Consider the following 19,699-nt stretch of genomic DNA (forward strand, 5'->3'; position numbering starts at 1 on the left):
AAAATGGACAAAATACCTAGTGTAGACCTGCGTGATTTCCTTTCGGACAACCCGGAACGCAAACAGAAATTTGTAAATGAAATCGGAAAAGCTTACGAAGAAATTGGTTTTGTTGCCTTAAAGGGCCACTTTCTTGATGATCAATTAGTAGGTGATCTTTATGGTGAGGTGAAAAACTTTTTTGAACTTCCTACGGAAACGAAACAGAAGTATGAAATTCCCGGAATTGGAGGACAAAGAGGTTATGTAGGATTCGGTAAAGAAACTGCAAAAGGCTTTAAAAAAGGAGACTTAAAAGAATTTTGGCATTTCGGACAGTATGTTTCGGATGACTCAAAATACAAGACAGAGTATCCTGACAATGTTATTGTTGACGAACTTCCCAAATTCAACACAGTAGGTAAAGAAACTTACCAGATGTTGGAAAAAACAGGCAAATATGTATTAAGAGCCTTAGCATTGTACTTGGGTCTGGATGAGTTTTATTTTGATGATAAAATAGCTGAAGGAAACTCTATTTTAAGACCAATTCATTACCCTCCAATTACTCAGGAACCGGATGACGCGGTAAGAGCTGCTGCTCATGGAGACATTAATTTGATTACACTTCTAATGGGATCCCAAGGAAAAGGACTTCAGGTGCAGAATCATAAAGGAGAATGGATTGATGCTATTGCTGAACCTGATGAGTTGATGATCAACGTTGGTGATATGCTTTCAAGACATACGAACAACAAATTGAAATCTACCATTCACAGAGTGGTAAATCCACCAAGAGAATTATGGGGTACTTCAAGATATTCAATTCCTTTCTTTATGCATCCTGTAAGCGGAATGTCTCTTAACTGTCTTGAAAATTGTATTGATGAAAATAATCCAAAATTATATGAAGATACGACTGCAGGAGAATTTTTGCATGAAAGGCTTATTGAGTTAGGATTGATTAAAAAATAATTTCAAAAATTTTGTTTTTCATTTCATATTTTAATTATATATTTACTTCTGTATCAAATTTTTAATTAAAACAGTATGAAAAACTTAAAAAAACTAACTAACGGTCAATTAAAGACTATTTCAGGAGCAGGAATCATCAAACCAGTAGAAGACTTTTGTATGTACTACTGCAATGGTGTTGTCATTTGTGCAACATGCAGTAATGACTTCAAATGTCCGGATGATTCTATGTAGAAAATATTAATGCTCTACAACATTATAAGAAACCGTTCCACTTTTGGAGCGGTTTCTGTTTTTTAATTAATCTTAAAACAATATAGTTCCGTAAAAGAGATTAATACTTCACTTTGATTAAATAATTCAAAACAGGTTGACTTAATATTATTTTGACTACCTTTAGTTTGTTATCAAATTTTAATTAAAACTATATGAAAAACTTAAAAAAACTATCAAAAACAGAATTAAAAACGATGTCTGGAGGAATAAGTTATCCTTTTCCCGGAGACTGTGTTTATGTGTGTAGTGATGGAATTACCTATCGTGCATTGTGTCGGTTAGAATTTATTTGTCCCGATGGTGAGCAACCCATTATTTATTAAAACAATCTGTTCTTTATAACAAAACCATTTTCAAAAGAATGGTTTTATTTTTCTCTATAAGTATTTGCTAAGACATTTATTTGCGAATTAAATAAACTCCTATCTATAAAACAGAAATCAATCAAACAATCTTAACTGCTGCTCTTTTGTCCCAGTAAAATTTTTTGTTGTGAGTTTTGGAAATTCTCTTCCTTCGAAAAACTTTTTTCTACCAATTTTAAAGGTATTATGAATCATTTCTGCAATATTCCCTTCTCCTTTATAACGATCAAAATATCTTTTTTCACCAAGCTTTCCACCACGCATCGAGCGAATAAGGTTCAACACTTTTTGTGCTCTGTCTGGAAAATGAGTTTCTATCCATTTTACAAATATGGGCTCTACAGCATCATTCAGTCTTACCAATGTATAACCAAAGCTCAAAGCACCAGCATCTGAAATTGCCTTCAAAATACCCAAAGACTCATCACTTGTCAGCCCAGGAATTACGGGTGCAACCATAATGTGGACAGGAATTTTATTTTCGGACAAAATTTCCACTGCTTTCAGTTTATTTGTGGCAGAGCTGGTTCTGGGTTCCATTTTTCTTCGAAGCTCTTCATTCATCGTAGGAATGCTCAGGGAAACAGATACAAGGTTCTGTTCTGCCATAGGTTTTAATAGATCTAAATCTCTTAAAACCAAAGCATTCTTTGTTAATATATTAACAGGATGTCTATACTCAAGACACACTTGCAGTAGCTTGCGTGTGATTTCAAACTGCCTTTCAGCAGGTTGATAACAATCTGTATTTCCAGAAAGTAAAATAGGTTCCGGTTTATATCCTCTTTTCTGAAAAAATTTCTCTAATAATTCAGGTGCATTTTTTTTCACCATGATCTTTCTTTCAAAATCAATCCCTGCACTATAGCCCCAATATTCATGTGTTGGCCGTGCAAAACAATAAGAACACCCATGCTCACACCCCTGATAAGGGTTCATAGAATACTCCATTGGAAGGTCATCACTTTTCACCTGATTCACAATGGTTTTTGGAAAAACTTCTGTGAAGGATGTTTTTACAGTTTCGAAATCTTCATCCTCAGGTTCAAAGGTATATCTGTCGAAACGATTATTTACGTTTCGTTGTGCACCCTGCCCTTTTATGATATTTTCGTTCTGCATTCTGATGTAAAATTATAGGGGTTTGATCAAAAAATAATTAGTTTTAACACTAAAGTTTTCCACAAAAAAATCCAACACTGTTGAAAGTGTTGGATTTAAAACATAATCTGATATATTGTTTTACTACTTCAGTGCATAAAATTCGACACCATGATACTCTTCATCAAGATCTTTTCCATCAAAGTGTCTGTGATAATCTGAATAATAATCACTATATTTTTTATCTTTTTTACTTAAAATCTTTTTTATTCCTAAGAAACTTAATACTGCCAAAAGACCAACTCCTCCTGCCAATAAAACTCCAATTTCCTTTTTCATATTGTACTCGATTTATTACTCTCTGTATTGCAAAAAATGTACCTTTTCTGTTTTCCTTAATTATAAATTTTGTTAACATTAGAAAAATAATTCTTGTGAAGAATATTTCGTTTACTTAGGAATTTCATTAAAATAATGGTTTAATTATTGTACTAAACAGGAAAAAGTATTATTATGGAAAATTCAGAAAACCTCGATAGAATGACCACATTAAGCCAGGTAATGAAGACCTTATCAGAAAGGGGAATACAAAGAGAATTCAGATTAGATGAAACTGGCGAAATGAAGTTCGAAAACTCGGACAAACCCTATAAACCTTCAGATTTAACGATCTTAAAAACATACCGTTTCGAGGGAGAAAGCGATCCTGATGATAATGCAGTTCTGTATGTACTAAAAGACACTGCCGGAAATATTGGAATGATGATCGATTCTTATGGTGCAGATAGTAATTACCCTGGTGAAAAATTTGATGAATTCTTAAGAGATATTCCGGTTCAGGAAAGCGACGAATTCAATTTTTAAACATATATATACAAACCCGAAGCTATTCAGTTCCGGGTTTCTCTTTTTTCTTGAAAATATTTTTCAGAAACCCCTTCTTTTTTTCCTGTTCTCCGGGCTGTCCGGGTTTCTCCTCTGTATTTTTATTGTTAGTTTTGATTGCTTTTATATCAATATCTTTAATTGTATTCTTAACATCTTTAACAGTAGAAACCGTATTTTTCACAGCGTTCTTCGCCTTATCAACATTAATTCCTATTAAAGTCTTCTTAAGACCTTCCTCCACGCCTTTCCAGAATAAATTAAAGAAAGATTTTGTAGGATCTCTTTCGACATTCTCTACAGTAACAGATTCTGGAAACTTACCTGAATCTGATTTTATAACCAAATTAGCAATAGCTGTTATAAAGTTTTTCTTTTCTTTATTGTTCTTATCTAAAATAGCAATTTTCAGATCTTTATGTCTCAGATTAAAGGTTCCATTTAAACCTTTAGGATTTCCTTTGAAGTTAAAAACCATTTCCTGAATAGTTCCTTTCGCTGTTATATGAAGATAAGGCCTTATAAATGGATTGATTCCCTCTGCTGGAAGGTTGATTGCTTTACCCGAAATAGCAAACACGTCATTATGATTGGCAACATCAAAATTCCAATCTACAGCAAAAGGAGCCAGATTCATAAATGAACAGTCAATTTTTATTTTTACCTGAGTAGGCTTTCCTTTAAGCTTTGCGGAATTAAGGTTTTTCACATTCATATTAAAATTACTGAACGTCAACTTTCCAGGACCTGCACTTTCAGGAGTATCTTCTTCATATACTAGAATAGAATTCTTCAAATCCAGATTACTAACATACAGTGGAATTTTTATGGAACGAAGCAATCTTGAATATAGAGGTTTTTCTTTCGGATCATCTTTAGGAATCTTACTTCTGAAAATATTTGCATCAGCGGACTGGATGATTACATTAGATGCATTAATAAATTTATTATTAGAGAACAGATCCCAATTGCCTTCTGCCGTAACCTGTCCTGCTTTCAAATCATACAAATCCCTCTCAACCGGTATCATTTTGATAAATTGAGCCCTTGAAACCAAAGGTTTCATTGCGAAATTATTAACCTGAATTTTATTCTTATTTACTTTAAGAAGACCCACGCTCATATTATAAAACTTTGTTTTGTAGGCGAAGTTCTTCGTTGTAAGTATATAATCTTTTACACTAACAGCAAGTCCTGAGTTATCCGCTTTTGGTTTGAGCTCTATATTATTTATTGTTGCATTGAGGTCATTAAAAGTTAAAGGCTGATCTTCCTTATCATAAATAATATTTGAGTTTTTTATGATGACCTTTCTTATTACCAATGGAAATTGAATTCCTTTCAATTCAGTTTTCTTTTTTTGAGCTACTTCACGCGCTTTAATTGTACCATGTACCCCATCTACAAGAACATCTTTAACATCAAGATTGAGCTTTTTATCAATAAATTCCCATTTATTAATATTAAATGCAATATGGTTGGCTTTAAAATCCATTGATGTTTTTGAGTCCGTGGGTAAAGCTGAAATATTTCTCAATTCTCCGCTTTTAGGATTTAAAGCTAAGCTTTCAACATTAATGTTTTGTTTGCCTGTGTAATGAATATTTTTCCCTGAAAAATTAAAGTCTTTATAATTTATAGGAATCATATTTTCAGCAGATTCCTTATTGAACAGGAGTTTATTAATTTTGAGATTTAAACTTTGAGCAACTAAAAGTTTATTTCCATCAGGTTTAATAATTTGAACAGTACCATTGCTTAATTTAATATCATCCAAATTAACTTCAAAAGCCACCGGTTTATCAGATTTCTTTACAACAGCATTTGTCGTGTACACTAAAAGTGTGGGATTCTGAAGATTTGCATTACTAAGAGAGATTTTATCCTTCTTTAAAATGACATCTTTAAATTCCATTTTCTGGATATCAAATTTGAAGAGTTTATTTTTTTTAGGATAAAACCTTTTAAACTCATCAAAGGTTAACAAAGGAATAAGTTTAAAATTCTCTATCAACATCTCCCCGTTCGTGGTCGTTATTTTACTAATTTTTAAAGCATAAATATTACCTGGTCGAAAGAAAAAATCTCTCCCCTTAATATCATATTTATCAAAAACTACTGGTAATTTATCTTCTACTGACTCCTCCGTCATTTGCAGATTTTCTACAAATAGATTGAATTGTTTTACTCCTAAAAATTTTTGCTTCGTGTACTTGAAAATATTAATATTCCCATTATTGATTCTGATATTCTCAAATAATACAGGATTGTTCTTTTTTCCTGTCTTTTTATCTATCGGTTTCGCTAAAGTAATATTGAGATTGGGACTTGCCAGTAATAGATCTTTAGAACTGATATTCTTTTTAAAAACAGCATTATAAATACCCAAACGACTAATTTGCAGGGTATCTATTGTACCCTGAAGACCAATAACATCTATATTCTTCGGATTTTTGCTATTTACGGTAATTCCTGTTGCGAGAATATTTCCACTTCCCAAGTCTATATCCAACTTTTTATAAGATACTTTATAATCCGTATTGTTTTTAATATACTTGGGAAGCTGGGTCTTCAGCCAAAAATTTAGCCCAAAGTTGGCCAGTAAGAAAATTACTGCCAAGATACCGAGACCAATCAATAACTTCTTAACCCATTTTTTCATGTTTGTGTTTTGAAATAATTATATCTAAATATAATATTAATTTTTTACAGTCAATTCAATCACATATCCTTCATGTCCTCTTACATTTATAAAATTGCCGCCTTGAAAACTTAAATACTGCCCCTTTATTCCTGTTAATTTCCCTGTAAACTCAGGTTTCTTATCTAATGTAAAAGAGGTTACTTTTTCAGGTTTGTCAAAAGGATAATCGAATTTCCATAGATCTTCACCTTCACTATAGAATTTCTGAAAATCCTCTGGAAAATATTCTTTTATTTTTTGTTGAAAATCAGCAAGATCTATTTCTCCTTCAAAATCGTCCTGTAACATTTTCTTCCAATTTGTTTTATCTGGTAAATGCTCTTTTAATGCAACTTCTATCATTCCCGCTTCATAACGGTTCTCAGTTCTGGCAATAGGCAAAGCAAAGGTTGCTCCCTGATCGATCCATCTTGTCGGAATCTGAGTGTTTCTGGTCACACCCACTTTTACATCTCCAGTATAGGCTAAATACACGGTGTGAGGCTGAAGCTGAATTGCTTTTTCTATTTCCAAATCACGTTCACCAACACCTAAATGAGCTGTCGAGAGTTCCGGACGGATGATCGTATCACTGGCATAAGGACTTTCAAAAAAACAGTTCTTACAGAATCCCATTCTATAGATAGGCTTGTTTTCACCACAGTTGACACATTGAAATCCGGTATGTTTTATGGTTAGCTCTTTTCCAAACAACTCGTTCATATGAATTAAATCTCCAGAAAGATTAAGATAATATTGAATCGGCTGATCATCATAGCTCGTCATTTTTAAAATTTGCCCTTGAAACTGCATAAATTTATATTACTTTTTTAAGTAAATTTAATGATTATATTTTCAAGTTTTAAATTTTATATTTTTGTGATCATAAAAAAACACGAATGACGTATCTTGTAACTGGAGGGAGTGGATTTATAGGTTCTCATTTAATAGAACAACTGTTGAAAAATGGACATTCTGTCATAAACATAGACAGTTTCGATAATTTTTATAATTATCAGATAAAAATTGAAAATACTTTAGAATCTGTCGGCAAAGAGGTAAACTTTAATTTTTCTAATAAAGAAGAAGACGTTGAAAAATTAATTTCCATCACTAAATCAGGCAATTACACACTATATTTTCAAGACATTAGACAAAAAAACGGTCTGGAAGAGATATTTAAAAACAATAAAATTGATTTAGTGATTCATCTGGCAGCACTTGCGGGGGTACGTCCTTCCATTGAAAGGCCTCTGGAATACGAAGAAGTAAATGTAAAAGGAACAATGAATCTATGGGAACTCTGTAAAGAATTCAACATCAAAAAATTCATTTGTGCTTCTTCTTCAAGCGTTTATGGAAACAACGCAAAAACTCCTTTTGCTGAAACAGACAATGTAGACAATCCTATCTCACCTTATGCAGCAACTAAAAAATGTGGAGAAATTCTTGGACATGTTTATCATCATTTGTATGATATTGATATGATACAATTGAGATTCTTCACGGTATACGGACCAAGACAAAGACCTGATTTAGCGATACATAAATTCACAAAATTAATCTCTGAAGGGAAAGAAGTCCCTTGTTATGGAGATGGAAATACTGCCAGAGACTACACTTACGTTGATGACATTATTGATGGAATTCTAAAATCTATCATCTACTTGGAAAGCAATTCTCATATATATGAAATTATTAATTTGGGTGAAAGTGAAGTAATCACCCTCTCTGAAATGCTTTCGACTATTGAAAAGGCACTTGGAAGAACTGCTAACAAAAAAATACTGCCTATGCAACCTGGAGATGTAAAGAAAACCAATGCCGATATTACAAAGGCACAGACTTTAATTGGCTACAAACCAGCCACAGACTTCCAAAATGGCATAAAAAAATTTATGGAATGGTTTTTGAGAAAATGACATCAAGCAAGTTGCAGGTATAGTTACGCAAGGGAATAAAGCCTGTGATGAACAAAAGTTAATAAAAAGAATTGAAAATCAAGTATAAAAAAGTTTATTATATAACCTATTTTTATACTTTTGCAAAAAAAATAGAAAATTATGTACTGGACATTAGAACTAGCCTCATATTTAAGTGACGCACCCTGGCCAATGACAAAAGCAGAACTTATCGATTATGCAATCAGAACTGGTGCACCTATGGAAGTAGTAGAAAATCTTCAGGCTATCGAGGATGAAGGAGAAATTTATGATGCCATCGATGAGATCTGGAGTGACTATCCAACCGATGAGGATTACCTTTGGAACGAGGACGAATATTAAACCTTAAAAAGCTTTAAGCTATTTGTTTAAAGCTTTTTTAGATATATCATAGCACCATGAAGGTGTAATAATTAAAATGCTCAAGGCTAAAGTTTTGAGCCTAAATCAAAATTTTTATGAGTTTTTTAAATAAAGTTCTTAAAGGGTTTTTGGGAGACAAGAAAGCGCAGGACCTAAAAGAAGTAAAAAAAGTTGTAACAAAAATCAAGGCTGTTGAACCTAGCATTCAGCAATTGAGTGATGATGGTTTAAGGGAAAAAACTGCTGAATTTAAAGATAAAATTAAATCAGCAACGAGTACCATTACAGCGCAGGTAGAACAAATAAAGGAGCAGATAAAAAATTCAACTAATGTTGATGAAAAGGAAGCTCTTTTTGCAAAAATTGAATCTCTCAAAAAAGAATCTTACGAAATTGAAGAGAAAGTTTTAGGACAGGTTCTTCCTGAAGCTTTTGCATTGGTAAAGGAAACAGCCAGAAGATGGGCAGAGAATGGAGAGATCCGTGTAACTGCAACAGCTATGGATAGGGAACTTGCTGCAACTAAAGATTTTGTAGAAATTCAGGGAGACACAGCAGTTTGGAAAAGCTCTTGGGATGCAGCCGGAACTCCAGTAGTTTGGGATATGGTGCATTATGATGTTCAGTTTATTGGAGGGGTTATTCTTCACAGTGGTAAAATCACAGAGATGGCAACCGGTGAAGGTAAAACTTTAGTAGGAACATTACCTATTTATTTAAATGCTCTTTCAGAAAGAGGAGTTCACGTAGTTACAGTAAATGACTACCTTGCAAAAAGGGACTCGGCTTGGATGGGACCTCTTTATCAGTTCCACGGAATGTCTATCGATTGTATCGATAATCACCAACCGAATTCAGACGGAAGAAGAAAAGCATACAACTCATCTATCACTTACGGAACAAATAATGAATTTGGTTTCGATTACCTAAGAGATAACATGGTAACTTCACCTTCAGAACTTGTGCAGAGAGAATTAAACTTTGCTATCGTGGATGAGGTTGACTCTGTATTAGTAGATGATGCAAGAACACCACTGATTATTTCCGGACCTGTTCCTCAGGGAGACAGACAGGAATTTGATGTTCTAAAACCATCTATTGACAGAATCGTAGAAGTTCAGAAAAAAACAGTTTCTGTTATTTTTAACGAAGCTAAAAAATTAATAGCTGCAGGAAACACGAAAGAAGGAGGTTTTAAATTACTTCAGGCTTACAGAGGTCTTCCTAAAAACAGACAATTAATCAAATTTTTATCGGAAAGCGGGAACAGAGCATTGCTTCAGAAAGTTGAAGGTCAGTATATGCAGGACAACAACCGTGATATGCCGATCGTAGATAAAGATCTATATTTTGTAATTGAAGAGAAAAACAATCAGGTTGATTTGACAGACAAAGGTGTAGAATACATGTCTCAAGGAAACTCTGATAACAATTTCTTCGTTCTTCCGGATATCGGAACTGAAATTGCAGAACTGGAAGCTAAAAATTTATCTAAAGAAGAGGAATTTGAAGCTAAAGAAAAACTTTTCTCCGATTTCGCTGAAAAATCTGAGCGTGTTCATACCATGAGCCAATTATTAAAAGCCTATACATTATTTGAAAAAGATGATGAATATGTAGTAATTGATGGTGAGGTAAAAATCGTTGACGAACAGACTGGACGTATCATGGAGGGTCGTCGATATTCAGATGGTCTTCACCAGGCTATTGAAGCAAAGGAGAATGTAAAGATTGAGGCTGCAACTCAAACGTTTGCAACGGTAACGCTTCAAAACTATTTCCGTATGTACAATAAACTTGCGGGGATGACGGGTACTGCTGAAACTGAAGCTGGAGAACTTTGGGAAATCTACAAATTAGATGTTGTGGTAATTCCTACCAACCGTCCTATTTTAAGACATGACAGACAAGATTTAGTTTTCAAAACTAATAGAGAAAAATACAATGCCGTAATTGAGGAAATTGAAAAATTAACTGCAGCAAAAAGACCTGTTCTTGTAGGAACAACTTCTGTAGAAATCTCTCAATTGCTTTCAAAGGCACTTCAATTAAGAAAAATCCCACACCAGGTATTGAATGCCAAACTTCACAAGAAGGAAGCTGAAATCGTTGCAGGAGCAGGACAGCCGGGGGTTGTAACTATTGCAACCAATATGGCAGGTCGTGGTACGGATATCAAGCTTACTAAAGAAGTAAAAGAAGCAGGAGGCTTAGCTATTATCGGTACTGAAAGACACGATTCAAGACGTGTTGACAGGCAGCTTAGAGGTAGAGCAGGACGTCAGGGAGACCCTGGTAGTTCTCAGTTCTATGTTTCTCTTGAAGATAACCTGATGCGTTTATTCGGTTCCGAAAGAATCGCTAAAATGATGGACAGAATGGGTCATAAAGAAGGTGAAGTTATTCAGCATTCTATGATCAGTAAGTCTATTGAAAGAGCTCAGAAAAAAGTAGAAGAGAATAACTTCGGAATCAGAAAGAGACTTCTCGAGTATGATGACGTAATGAATAAGCAGCGTGATGTAATCTACAAAAGAAGAAAGAACGCTCTATTTGGAGATCACCTGAAGTATGATATTACAAATATGATCTTCGATGTATCTAGTTCTATTGCAGCAGGCGGAAAAGCTAACGGAAACTTTAAGGATTTTGAATTTGAGGTAATCAAATACTTTACAATGGCATCTCCGGTTTCTGAAACTGACTTTGGTAATAAAACAGTTCAGGATCTTACCAATATTCTTTTTAAAGCTGCTCAGGAAGATTATCAAATGAAATTGAATTTATTGAAAGAAAAATCATTCCCTATTATTGAGAATGTATTTCAAAATCAAGGTTCAATGTTCAAAATGATCCAGGTTCCTTTCACTGATGGCCATAAAACATTGACCATTGTTACGGATCTTAAAGAAGCATATGAAAGCCAGTGTGATACTTTAATCAATGATTTTGAAAAGAACATCACATTATCGATTATCGATGATAACTGGAAACTTCACTTACGTGAAATGGATGATCTGAGAAGATCTTCACAAGGTGCTGTTTATGAGCAAAAAGATCCACTTGTTATTTATAAACAAGAATCTTTCCACCTGTTCAGTGAGATGGTAGATAAAATGAACAAAGAAATTATTTCATTCTTATACAAAGGAGAAATTCCAGCATAAGAAATAATAAAACTATAATAAAAGCCGCATCAAGAATACTTGATGCGGCTTTTTGTTATTCCATAAATATCTTTTACATGATAAATATCAACACTCTAATTTATTTAGAATAATTAAAAACAATATATTTGCAAAAAATTTGCTTTCATGAAGAATGTACTGATTGGTGTCTCTGTGTTGGGTTCTATGTTCACTTTTGCACAAGAAAAAGACTCGGCTAATGTAAAAAAGATTGATGAAGTTATTATGAACACTTACATCAAAAAGGACAGTGATTATTCCAACAAAATGTCCCTGAAAGCAATTGAAAATCCGCAGGTCTATTCAAGTATTGACAAAGCAATTTTAGAAAACCAGGTTATTTATACCGTTGATGCGGCATTTAGAAACATTCCGGGCTTACAAACGATGTGGACTGCTAATGGAAGAGCAGGTGATGGAGGAGCTTATGTTAATTTAAGAGGATTTGTATCTTCAAACTCTTTAAGAAATGGTGTTCTCGGATCAATAACAGGAACAATAGATGCCATTAACCTTGAAAAAGTAGAAGTTCTTAAAGGTCCATCCGGGACTTTATTTGGAAGTTTACTGACAAGTTACGGAGGTGTGATTAACAGGGTTACAAAAAAACCTTTTGACACATTTGGAGGTAATATCAGTCTATCTGGTGGAAATTATGACACCTACAGAGCATCAGTAGATATCAATACTCCACTTACGAAAGATAAAAAGTTATTATTCAGATTGAATTCTGCTTATACGAATGAAGGAACTTTCCAGACTGAAGGTTATAGAAGAAACTTAGCGATTGCTCCAAGTCTGAGCTACAACCCTACAGATCGATTGAACATCAATTTCGAAATGGAATTGTTCAATATGAAAAGTATGAGTGACCAGACTTTCTTCTTCTATTCTGGTAAATACTTACAGAAAGTCAACAATATTAAAGATCTTAATCTGGATTATAAAAATTCATATCTAGGAAAAGACCTCAACAATACAGGAAGGAGTATCAACTTTTTCGGACAGGTTAACTATAAAATCTCCAATACGATCAAGTCCTCTACCAATATCAGTACCTCTTCAAGTTATTCTGATGGATTTATGCCCTATCTGTATTTTATGGGAGATGATCCTACAAAAATGTACCGAAGTGATCAATCAACCAGAGACAGTAGAAAGAAAGCAATTAATTTCCAACAAAACTTTAACGGAGATTTCCGTATCGGTAATTTAAGAAACCGCGTTGTTTTAGGTTTTGATTATTTAAGAATTAATAATGATCAGAATTTCTTTGATGTCAACGGTTTTGATAAAGGACCTGATGGAAGTTCAATACCCGTTCCTTTACATCAGCCTGGTTTTGATTTTACAAACTTTAATGGCACTGCACTACAGGCTCAATACGATGCTATGGCAGGAAACGAAACTCCCTATCTGATAAAAAGTATACAAAACAATTATGCTGTTTACCTTTCTAACGTTTTGAATGTTACGGATAACCTAAGTGTTTTAATGGCCTTAAGAGTGGACCGTTTTTCAAATAAACCAGGCATAGTAGATCCTAAAACTTTAGAGACTGCTAAGGCCTTTAACCAAACCTTTTTCTCTCCAAAACTTGGAATTGTATATGAAGTAATAAAAGATAAAGTTTCCCTTTTTGGAAACTACCAGAACAGCTTCAAAAACCTTGATTATTACACGAATACAGAAGGCCAAATGACAACAGCCGTGCCAGAGCAGGCTAACCAAATGGAAGGAGGAATAAAGACCAGTTTATTCAACGGAAAAATTTCATCTACACTAAGTTACTATAATATCAAAGTAAAAGATGCTTTAAGAAGCACTCCAAATCCAAAATACAACAACGCACAAACACAAGATGGTACCATTGTAAGTAAAGGAGTTGAACTTGAGATCAATGCTTATTTAGTAAAAGGTTTTACAGCAATTGCCGGCTTCACCTATAACGACTCATCATATACAAAGGCTGACAAATCTGTTTTAAGCAGAAGACCCAATACTTCCGGATCTCCTTATCTAGTTAATTTATATGCAAGCTACCAATTTTTGGATGGCAATCTTAAAGGTTTAGGATTTGGTGTTGGTGGAAATTATGCAAGCAGCAATAAGATCGTAAATATGCTAGATCCTGACACAGGAACCAACAACGTATTTACGTTACCCTCTTACATCGTATTAAATGCCAATGCCTTTTATGATGCTAAAAAGTTCAGAATAGGAATAAAAGTAGACAACTTCACGAACCAACATTATTGGATCGGGTATACTACAGCTAACCCACAAAGACTGATCAACGCTTTAGGAAGCGTGACTTACAAGTTCTAATTAAATATTAACACACACTTAAGGATTCTATATACAATGAAAAAAGTAATTATTGGAGCAGCTTTATTATCTACAGTGATCGTATTTGCTCAGGAAAAAGACACCATTAAATCGAATGATATTGAAGAAGTTGTCGTTAGCGGGAAATATTATAAAAAATATGTAGAAAAAGAAGGTTCTTCTTCTATGCGTTTAGATGAAGCGCTTATTAAAATTCCTCAAAACATTTCTATTATTACAAATAGGGCTTTAGAAGATCAGCAGGTAACCACTTTAAGTGATGGTGTACTTAGAAATGTTGCTGGGGCACAAAGATTAGAGCACTGGGGAGACATGTATACCAGAGTTAACATGAGAGGTTCAAGAGCAGCAGCATTCATGAATGGTGTAAATGTTACTTCAAATTGGGGACCATTAAGTGAAGACATGAGTTTTGTTGATCATATTGAATTTATCAAAGGGCCTTCTGGTTTCTTAATGTCAAATGGTGAACCAAGTGGTATTTATAATATTGTCACAAAAAAGCCTACAGGTCAATCGCTAAACGGAACTGCAAGAGTAACTCTTGGAAGCTTTAATATGTATAGAGGAGAAGCGGATATCGACACTAAGATTACTGACAAAGTCGCTTTTAGATTGAACTTAATGGCTCAAAATAAAAACAGCTTTAGAGACTATGAGTTCAACGACAGATATATTATCAATCCTTCATTAAAAGTTAAACTTTCGGATAAAACCACCTTAACGGCTGAATACATCTATCAGAAAGCTAAAATGAGCGAAGTAGGTTCTGCTTATGTATTCTCATTTGAAGGCTATAAAGCAAAGCCAGTGGGATATACCGTTACTGACCCAAGTATTGATCCTACAAAAGTAGATAACAATACCGTAAATATTAATTTACAACATAAATTCAACGACAACTGGAAGTTAACTTCACAATTAACGTATGTAAATGAATATACAATGGGTAGCGATATCTGGCCAAGTAATTTTGAAGGAGGATATATGATTCGCCGGGTAAATTACTGGGAAGCTGATAACACAATGAAGTTCGGACAGGTATTCTTAAATGGCTCTGTAAAAACAGGTTCTGTTTCACACAAAATTTTAGCTGGCCTTGATTTAGGAAGCAAAAAATATATGGCTGACTGGTCTCAGGGATATAATTTAGATAAGTTTAATGCTAATGGAGATGCCTCTGATACTAATACAGTTGCCGATCATAATTATTGGTACAATACCAATACGGATAATTATGATATCAATGGAACAAACGCATATTCTGGTCCAAATAATACCGCGAATTACAAAGCCTTCAATAAAAGCACACCTCTTTCGACCAGAGCAGGTGCAGGAAGTACTATAGATCAAAATTATACCGGTTTATATTTACAGGATGAATTAGGATTCTTTAATGATGCTTTAAGACTTACCCTTGCAGCGCGATATACAAACGTAAAAGAAATAAATTACGGAACTAAGTCTGAAGCTAATAGAATTACACCTCGTATTGGATTAAGCTATTCAATCAACGAAACTATGGCTGCTTATGCTTTATATGATCAAACTTTCGTGCCGCAGGCTGGTTTATTTAGAGATGGAACAACGGCGACCCCATTAACTGGTAGTAATATCGAAATAGGACTTAAAAAAGACTGGTTTGCAGGAAAATGGAACACTACATTATCATTATATAACATTAATAAAAATAATGAAATTACAGGAGATCCTGACCAAACAAATAATCCTAATGGAAGATATTCAATTCTTCTTGGAAAGACAAGAGTACAAGGTGTAGAGTTTGACCTTAAAGGTGAAATCGTAAAAGGATTTAATGCAATCTTTAATTACGCCTTTACAGAAAATAAATTTACTGAGACCACAGCAAAAGCAAAAAAAGGAGATAAAGTGCCTGGATATGCAAAACATACAGCAAATGGTTGGTTAAACTATACCTTTACTGATGGCTTATTAGAAGGTTTTGGATTAAGTTTTGGTGGTACTTATCTAGCTGGTAGAAGTAGCTGGGATTGGGGTGCTACAAACTCTTTACAAATGGGAGATTATGTGAAATTTGATACTGGTGCTTCTTGGGAAAACAACAAGTTCAGAGTAGGATTGAATGTATTCAATGTATTTAACCGATACTTATATTCAGGTTCCCCTTATGCGAATTACTACTACTATCAAGCAGACGCTCCTAGAAACCTCAGAATATCAATAGGATACAAATTTTAAATACATAAAAATTAGCTGAGAATTCTCAGCTAATTTTTTACTATGCATAAGAAACATCACCATAAAAAGAAAAGACCACCCACAAAAAAATGGTCAGCCAAGCTACACTTGTGGTTTGGATTGTCTGTTGGTATGATTGTATTTATCGTTTCATTATCAGGAACGTTATATGTTTTTAAGGATGAGATTCAAAATGTTCTTCGGAAAGATGCTATTGAGCTCAAAAAAGAAACTATTACATCACAACCTTTATCTGTTGAACTTCTTCGTGAAAAAATAACCTTAGAACTTAATGAAAAATATCCTCTGAGTTCGATTGAAATCCCTTTGGATAAAAGTAAATCTTACGGTTTTTTATATTATAAAAAAAACAAAAAGGGCTGGAATTATTTTCAGGAAGTTCTTATCAACAAACAGGTTTATGCCAATCAATATACAGGGGAAATTTTAGCGATCTATGATGAGAAATATGATTTCTTTACGATTTTAAAATACATTCATTGGGGCCTTCTTCTAAAGGCCGACTGGGGAGCTTATGTGGTTGGAATACCTGTCGTTATTTTTATTATTATGTTGATCACAGGAATTATCCTATGGTGGCCACAAAATAAAAAAGCCAGAAAAGGACGTTTTTGGTTCAACTGGAAAAATGTAAAAACATGGAAACGTAAAAACTATGATCTCCATAATGTCCTGGGCTTTTACGCATCATTTATAGCTCTGTTATTAAGTGTTACAGGAATCTATTTCACTTATCCATACGTTAAAAATGTCTTTAATTTCACATTATCTGGTTCATTTGAGTTGCCAAAAGAAAAAGAGCTTAAATCTCCTGATTCTCTATTGGGAAAAAACATTTCGGTTTTTGATCTGGCTGCTCATGAAACAAGGAAATTATACCCCACATCTTCGAGCTTCAGATTTCCATTGAATGGAAAAAACAAAAAAGGAAAAGACTTGAAAAACATTCCTGTTACTGTCTATCAGAAAGACGGAAGGTTTAGTGAAAGGAACATATTGATCTTCGATAAATACTCAGGAAAACTATTGGCAAACAAACCTCATCAGAATTTAAGTACTGCTGAAAAATACTCCAATGCAAATTATGATATCCACACAGGATCTTATTTTGGATTGGTTGGTAAAATTATCTGGTTCATTGCCGGTCTAATTTGCACGTCATTACCGGTTACCGGATTCCTGGTATGGTGGGGAAAAAGAAAAAAACAAGGGAAAAAAATATAATGAAAAAAGCTATTTTATCAGTAGCGTGTCTAGGAACTGTAACAATTTTTGCTCAGGTTAAAGATACATTACAAACTAAGAATGTAGAAGAAGTCGTACTGACTGCCTCAAGAAAGAAAGAAAACATTAAAGAGGTACCCAGTTCTATTACCATCGTTGGCGAAAAACAAGTTCAGTCTCAATTAACGGTCAACTCGGATATTACAAGTATTCTTCAATATACCGTTCCGAGTTTGGGAACAAGTTCGGGACAAACTTCCAACTCAGGGCAAACCCTTAGGGGACGTCAGGTTTTGGTTCTTATCGATGGAATTCCTCAGTCTACACCATTAAGAAATGGAGCAAGAGATTTACGGTCAATTGATCCCTCAGTTATTGAAAGAATTGAGGTCATTAAAGGTGCTTCATCCATTTATGGAAACGGAGCTGATGGTGGTATCATTAACTATATAACCAAAAGAAGCAAATCAGATCAGAAGATTTCAGGTATTTCTCAGCTCGGTATTACAGGTCAGCCGTATGGAGGAACATTAGGATTCAGAGCAAGCCAGCTTTTATCTGGTAAAATCACTGACAAATTCGATTATGTAGCCTCTTTAGCCTACGAAAGAACGGGCTATATGAAAGATGCAGATGGTGTTACTTTAAGCCCAACATACAGCACCGCTAAAATGAACAATTACAATGGCATGTTGAAATTGGGTTATAATCTTAATCAAAATCAAAGAATCGAGGCCTCATACATTGGTTATGCTTCAAAATCTGATCTCAATTTAGGCTTAAAAACAGGAAAATATGGAGTAACACCTACCATTGGTGAAGGCAGAGGTTTAGGCCTGGAAACAACACCACAGGGAACTCCTAGAAACCATAATTATAAATTAAGTTACGACAATAAAAATCTCTTCACCGGAACGACATTAAATGTAAATTTCTATTATCAGGACTTTAGAACAGTATATGGATACAGTGATACATTCCTGAACGGAGGTCAGTCCAATGTTATTTCACAGAAAAAAGGTGCAAGAATAAATCTGGACACTCAATTATGGAATGCCCCCAATTCTCAGGGAGAAGTCATTTACGGAGTAGATATACTTAATGATAAGACTGTACAAAAGTTAGAAGATGGCCGTTATTGGACACCAGATATGAGTATGACCAATATTGCTCCTTTTGCATTAATTAAAATTGATCTGTTAAAAAAGATAACCATAAAGGGAGGACTTCGTTATGAAAATATAAAAGTAAAAGTTGGAGATTTCAATACCCTTTCATCGATCAAAAGCGATGGAACTTTCACGCAAAGTATTTTCGTAACTGGTGGAGATCTAAAATACAATGCTTTAGTAGGAAATATTGGAATCCGTTATAATATTGAAAACTATCTTAATTTATTTGGCAGCTTTTCTCAGGCCTACTCCATCAATGAGTTGGGAAGAATTTTAAGAACTTCTACACAGGGAACCATACAAAACCTTGAAACCAAACCTATCATTGTCAACAATTACGAATTCGGAGCAACCGGTCAGATCTCAAAATGGATCAATTATGAAATTACTTCATATGTGAGTACTTCAAAACTGGGAGCATCATTTGTTCAGAGCCCGGATAGAGCCCTAACAATTCAAAGATCTCCTGAAGTAGTATATGGTGTAGAAGGATTTTTACATTTTACACCTACAAAATGGATCAATTTCGGAGGTAGCTACAGTTGGATGGAAGGAATTACTTCCATAAAAAATGATGGAGATTATTCGGCAAAAATCAATAACAGCAGAATTTCAGCACCAAAGGTTTTAGCTTATGTTCAGGTAAGACCAACACAATCTCTTTCAATAGGCCTTGATATGTTGCATTCTTTTCAGCAGGATCGATTTGAGCCCAATTCAAAAACAGGATTGTATGCTTATGGAGAAGGAAAAGTTGCGGAATACACCGTATTCAACCTAAGATCCAGCTACGAAGTTAACAATAACTGGAAGGTTTCTTTAGGTGTTGAAAACCTTTTTAACAAGATGTATCAGCCTGCCATTGCATGGTGGTCAGCACGAGACAGTGAATTTATCAACTCACTAGGAATGAGAGGAACGTTCATGATTGAATATAAATTTTAATTAAACTAAA

15 protein-coding genes are annotated in these 19,699 nt (G+C 34.2%); 11 read left to right on the top strand and 4 right to left on the bottom strand.

Translation table 11 applies throughout. The features are described from left to right. Positions 1-3 precede the first annotated feature (3 nt). The 3 genes from AC3WRL_RS06800 to AC3WRL_RS06810 all read left to right on the top strand — a co-directional run bounded on the left by AC3WRL_RS06800 (position 4) and on the right by AC3WRL_RS06810 (position 1,553). A complete protein-coding gene (locus AC3WRL_RS06800; protein WP_261510394.1) occupies positions 4-954 on the top strand; it encodes an isopenicillin N synthase family dioxygenase in 951 nt (316 codons plus the stop codon). A gap of 75 nt (positions 955-1,029) precedes the next feature. Next, on the top strand, positions 1,030-1,188 hold the full coding sequence (locus AC3WRL_RS06805; RefSeq protein WP_449243589.1) for a bacteriocin-like protein: 159 nt from the start codon (positions 1,030-1,032) through the stop codon (positions 1,186-1,188). A 194-nt stretch (positions 1,189-1,382) separates the two neighbouring features. Next, positions 1,383-1,553: a bacteriocin-like protein gene (locus tag AC3WRL_RS06810; RefSeq protein ID WP_214829532.1), complete on the top strand. Its 171-nt coding sequence runs from the start codon at positions 1,383-1,385 to the stop codon at positions 1,551-1,553. Between the two features lie 117 nt (positions 1,554-1,670). On the opposite strand, the gene AC3WRL_RS06815 is transcribed toward AC3WRL_RS06810, so the two are convergent. Together AC3WRL_RS06815 and AC3WRL_RS06820 are read right to left on the bottom strand one after the other, a co-directional pair. After that, positions 1,671-2,717 (bottom strand): PA0069 family radical SAM protein, encoded by a 1,047-nt coding sequence (locus AC3WRL_RS06815; protein WP_214829534.1) that lies wholly within the window; start codon positions 2,715-2,717, stop codon positions 1,671-1,673. 123 nt (positions 2,718-2,840) lie between these two features. Beyond that, positions 2,841-3,035 carry a hypothetical protein gene (locus AC3WRL_RS06820; protein ID WP_214829536.1) on the bottom strand — a complete coding sequence of 65 codons (195 nt, stop codon included), beginning with the start codon at positions 3,033-3,035 and terminating at the stop codon, positions 2,841-2,843. A gap of 174 nt (positions 3,036-3,209) precedes the next feature. Here AC3WRL_RS06820 and AC3WRL_RS06825 point away from each other — a divergent pair, with 174 nt between their 5' ends. Continuing rightward, the gene (locus AC3WRL_RS06825) at positions 3,210-3,560 is read left to right on the top strand and encodes a hypothetical protein (protein WP_214829538.1); all 351 of its coding nucleotides are present in this window, start codon (positions 3,210-3,212) and stop codon (positions 3,558-3,560) included. Between the two features lie 22 nt (positions 3,561-3,582). Here AC3WRL_RS06825 and AC3WRL_RS06830 read toward each other — a convergent pair whose 3' ends face one another. After that, positions 3,583-6,243, bottom strand: a complete 2,661-nt coding sequence (locus tag AC3WRL_RS06830) for a hypothetical protein (RefSeq protein ID WP_492329987.1) — start codon at positions 6,241-6,243, stop codon at positions 3,583-3,585. A 36-nt stretch (positions 6,244-6,279) separates the two neighbouring features. After that, a complete protein-coding gene (locus AC3WRL_RS06835) occupies positions 6,280-7,077 on the bottom strand; it encodes a DUF2797 domain-containing protein (RefSeq protein ID WP_261510397.1) in 798 nt (265 codons plus the stop codon). An 86-nt stretch (positions 7,078-7,163) separates the two neighbouring features. On the opposite strand from AC3WRL_RS06835, the gene AC3WRL_RS06840 reads away from it, so the two are divergent. The 7 genes from AC3WRL_RS06840 (at position 7,164) to AC3WRL_RS06870 (ending at position 19,689) form a co-directional block, all read left to right on the top strand. Further along, the gene (locus tag AC3WRL_RS06840; protein ID WP_492329988.1) at positions 7,164-8,186 is read left to right on the top strand and encodes a GDP-mannose 4,6-dehydratase; all 1,023 of its coding nucleotides are present in this window, start codon (positions 7,164-7,166) and stop codon (positions 8,184-8,186) included. A 141-nt stretch (positions 8,187-8,327) separates the two neighbouring features. Then, positions 8,328-8,549 (top strand): DUF2795 domain-containing protein, encoded by a 222-nt coding sequence (locus AC3WRL_RS06845; RefSeq protein WP_027382805.1) that lies wholly within the window; start codon positions 8,328-8,330, stop codon positions 8,547-8,549. Positions 8,550-8,665: 116 nt separating this feature from the next. Further along, a complete protein-coding gene (secA, locus tag AC3WRL_RS06850) occupies positions 8,666-11,737 on the top strand; it encodes a preprotein translocase subunit SecA (RefSeq protein WP_214829546.1) in 3,072 nt (1,023 codons plus the stop codon). A 147-nt stretch (positions 11,738-11,884) separates the two neighbouring features. Then, positions 11,885-14,086: a TonB-dependent siderophore receptor gene (locus tag AC3WRL_RS06855; RefSeq protein ID WP_492329989.1), complete on the top strand. Its 2,202-nt coding sequence runs from the start codon at positions 11,885-11,887 to the stop codon at positions 14,084-14,086. A 36-nt stretch (positions 14,087-14,122) separates the two neighbouring features. After that, positions 14,123-16,327 (top strand): TonB-dependent siderophore receptor, encoded by a 2,205-nt coding sequence (locus tag AC3WRL_RS06860; RefSeq protein WP_492329990.1) that lies wholly within the window; start codon positions 14,123-14,125, stop codon positions 16,325-16,327. A gap of 42 nt (positions 16,328-16,369) precedes the next feature. Then, on the top strand, positions 16,370-17,572 hold the full coding sequence (locus AC3WRL_RS06865) for a PepSY-associated TM helix domain-containing protein (protein ID WP_492329991.1): 1,203 nt from the start codon (positions 16,370-16,372) through the stop codon (positions 17,570-17,572). Further along, on the top strand, positions 17,572-19,689 hold the full coding sequence (locus tag AC3WRL_RS06870; protein WP_492329992.1) for a TonB-dependent receptor: 2,118 nt from the start codon (positions 17,572-17,574) through the stop codon (positions 19,687-19,689). The genes AC3WRL_RS06865 and AC3WRL_RS06870 overlap by 1 nt, the downstream gene beginning before the upstream one ends. Positions 19,690-19,699 lie beyond the last annotated feature (10 nt).

The sequence above is a fragment of the Chryseobacterium sp. FW101-FHT12H09 genome (genome assembly GCF_058790395.1).